The organism is uncultured Photobacterium sp. (assembly GCF_947502415.1).
In the GTDB taxonomy this organism is placed as follows: domain Bacteria; phylum Pseudomonadota; class Gammaproteobacteria; order Enterobacterales; family Vibrionaceae; genus Photobacterium.
In genome coordinates, this window is sequence record NZ_CANMZV010000057.1 from 1 (window position 1) to 3,596 (window position 3,596).

Genomic DNA, 3,596 nt, shown 5'->3' on the forward strand with positions numbered 1-3,596 from the left:
GGAGTATAAGATCATAAACAGATTTACGGGTCAAATCGGTTTGAATTGCTCAATAAACGTTCGCGATCTCACCCTGATCATATACGTACGTTTGTTCAAAGATACGAAATGCCGCAAGACTACTACTTTTTTGTGATTTCAAACGATAGCTTTATTAGTGCAAAAAAAAGAAAATTATGTCTAGTAGATTGAGGCATTATGTTCATTACATTCAAAACTAAAATGCCAAGCAATATTGCTTGGCATTTATTTAATTGATTCGTAAAGAACAAAGGTTATTCAAGAGTAAACATCACGGTTTCAGTAAAATCTTCTGATTTTGCATTACCCGCTTTATCATTAAATGATATTGATGCCAGCCCCCATGAACCAGGCACTGAACCTACCGGTAGCACAGTTGTATAAGAATATTCTTGCCACTGAGTTGGATCACCGGTGAAGAAATCGGTATGGTTATTTGCGTGATCAACAAAATAATTATGTTCAATACCTTGTGGATCGCGCAGTTTGAATGAAACCTTGTTCAAACCTGACTTATCATCTTTAGCCCAGAACGTCAGAGTGACTTGCGTTTCACCATCTGGCGCATCTGGTTTCGTTGGAACGCCTTCAATACTAATACATGGCTGCCCCTGAGCCTGTGTATTGCAGCTTTCTAATCCAATCACAGGGCTGAGAGTATCCTCATTGCGCCCCGTATCTGTAAGTGTGATTTTCGGTGATGCGGAATGGACAGGATTATTGTCTGCAAAATCAACGCGTTTTTTGTTCAGGGCTTTATCTGTCATCGAAATTGAAGCCACGCCATATTCACCACTGCGGAAATATTCTGTGGTTTGAATATCGACTGTACAATAACCATCTTCATCTGTATTTGGCTGATATTTGCCAAATACATTCATTGAATATACATCTGAATTTGCATTTGCGAAACGGGCGAAACAAGCATCTCCAACTCCGCCAGCATTACGGGGTTCATTCATCCCACCCGCTTCCTTCACTTTCCATCTGGCTGACATATTTTGCACAGTATGCCCATCGAGGCTTTGTTTTTCCCCAAGCTCTAGAGTCAGTGATTCAGGCACGTAAGCAGGTGCTGTTATATCTTCACCAGGGTTGTTGACGAACAGTTGCCAACCATAGTCAGTTGAACGCTGGTAACGCTGGTTGCCATTTTGATCGGTAATTTGAATTTGCGTTGGTGACCACCACCCGTATTTAGCGTTTGCTGCCAGTGTAAACTCTGCCCTTAGTTTGTCAGACGGCTGGCCACGATCTTCCGTTGGGTAGAAGCTAATGTCTTTAAACGTGTCACCTTGGCTAAAGATCCGAGTATATGCGCGAACTGCACCTTCAAGGCACTGATTGCTGTTTTTCTCTGAACAGGTACCTTCTGTGGTATAAAGTTGTAGATCAATCGTAACCTTTTTTTCTTCATCACTATAACCGTTAACCGTGATCTCTACCTTTTTAATTTTGCCCGGGTAGACATAGTCCGGGTAGAGGTTAAGTACTTCAAACGTCAGGTCTTGACGGATTTTCTGGAAGTAAATGACGCCACTCATTAAGCGGTCACGAATGAAATTATATTTTTCTGGGGCGCGTGAGCGAAGTTTATCTGGGTTATTAAGGAAAAAAGAAACGCTTTCAGCAAGATCCTCATTTGGATTTTTGAGCTGAGCATAACCAGAAACAAAATTCGTTGTTTTATGGGCAGACCAGCCATCACTGCTATCAACATTAATCGAGGTCAGGTTCGGATTATAAGCACTGCCATGTGTATAGCGCGTACCTTTTTGATAAATGTCGGCACTGTATGGGTCTTGATTTAAGTAATCGTCAAAATTGGAATTATCAACACGATACCATTCTGACAATTTTAGCCACTCAAGCTTGAGTTCGTTATTCAGCACGTAGTGCCAGATGAAATGTGTTTTTTCATGAATAACCAAGCGCTGCATATGTTCAAGGTTGGCATTGTTGAATGCTTTTTCCATAAACTCGATATAGCCAGCCGATGGCCATGCCACGGCTGGCGCATCAGGATAAAGCCGGTGATCATGACCATTTCGACGACGTAATAAATATTTAAGCCCTTTTTCTGGATTATTACTATCGCGAATAATATGAAGGCCAACTGGCATTTCTTCAAATTGGTTGATGACCAATAAAATTTCTTTTGGCGTAAACGGTTGCCAAGTTGATGCACTGCGATCGGCCTCGCCTGTTACTGGCAGGGTATTGTAGAGCGTACTAAATAACGAATCTGGCTCATCGGCAATGCCGGTATCAATACTGACACCGAAACGATTCTCGAGAATGTAATTAGCAGCGCCCCGATCTTGACCTGCATCGGTTAAATAAGTAACCGCAGCGTGGTGAAGACGTTTGGAGAAAAAACGGCCACGTTGTTTGTCCATGGTCGCTATTTGTGGATTAGCATAACTGAAGGCATCTTCGCTGATCCGTACTTGTTTACGAGGATCGGAGTCATCTGATTTTGAAATTATCACATCACCTGAAATATGCTCAGTCGTCAGAGTCCAATTCACATCGCTGAGCTTGGATGTATCGCAGGGTAAACCACCTGTAGTGACTTGCCCCTGCCTACAATGTTTCTGCGGTAGCTGGCGCATAGTTTCCAATAAACGGTAGGCGTGCGCCTGAGTCCAAGGTATATCTGAGTTATCAAGAACAATCTTATAATCACGATACAGAAACTGAGCGGCTGCAATATTCGGAATTTGTTGTTGCTCACCGTTAATAGTAATGCTCAATGGATGATTGACGGATGATGCGTATTCTAAACCGCTAACACTTTGTCCATCATCTTCCCACACATAGTGAAACACGCCATCAACAGGAGAGCTTTCTTCCGAGACATTAATGCCGACAGAATCAGTCGTTGGCACTATAAACGGAAGGTTTTCTTGTTTATAACCATCAGCATGTACTTTAACGCTATATTTTTTATTTGGATCTAAATTAGCAAAGCTATACGCACCATTCGCGTCTAATTTTTGGCTACGTAACTCACCGTTGCCAGATACGGTTACCATTGCCAGTTTAGGGTTGGCTAGTCCCCTAACTTCACCAGCTATGGCTTTTTTTTCCGTAGCTGAACTGTCACTATCCGAGCCACAGCCAACCAGAGATACTGAGGCGACTAGGCCCAAGATCAAGTTTCTTCCCAAATGCATCAAAATGTTTCCTTGATAAAAATCTTTAATCGCTTGAATTGCTATATAAAACAAAAAACCTTAAGGAATGACATAAGATAACCAATATAAACATATGTTATTAGGTTAAAAACAGACATAATCAACCTAAAATCAATTGCTTTAACAATAAAGGCGGCACATTATTGTTTTATGTAAAAAATCAGACCCAATTTTTTAGATATGGACTCCAAAAATAATACTTTCCCAATATAGTGATGGACTTTAATGTAATGAATCATCCCATAACGCAAGGCTATGATTACAGGGTGAGAGCATGAGTGTTTAATTTTTACCCAGCACTTTAAATCCAGCCAGTAAAACCTTGTCCAAATAGCCTGTTTCCATGGCTGCAAAACGTTGTTTTCGTGGAACGCT

General features: G+C 41.3%; 1 protein-coding gene. It reads right to left on the reverse strand.

Annotation, left to right across the window (positions count from 1 at the left end; translation table 11 throughout):
- Nucleotides 1–275 precede the first annotated feature (275 nt).
- Nucleotides 276–3,254, reverse strand: a complete 2,979-nt coding sequence (locus tag Q0852_RS23305; protein ID WP_299022752.1) for a carboxypeptidase-like regulatory domain-containing protein — start codon at nucleotides 3,252–3,254, stop codon at nucleotides 276–278.
- Nucleotides 3,255–3,596 lie beyond the last annotated feature (342 nt).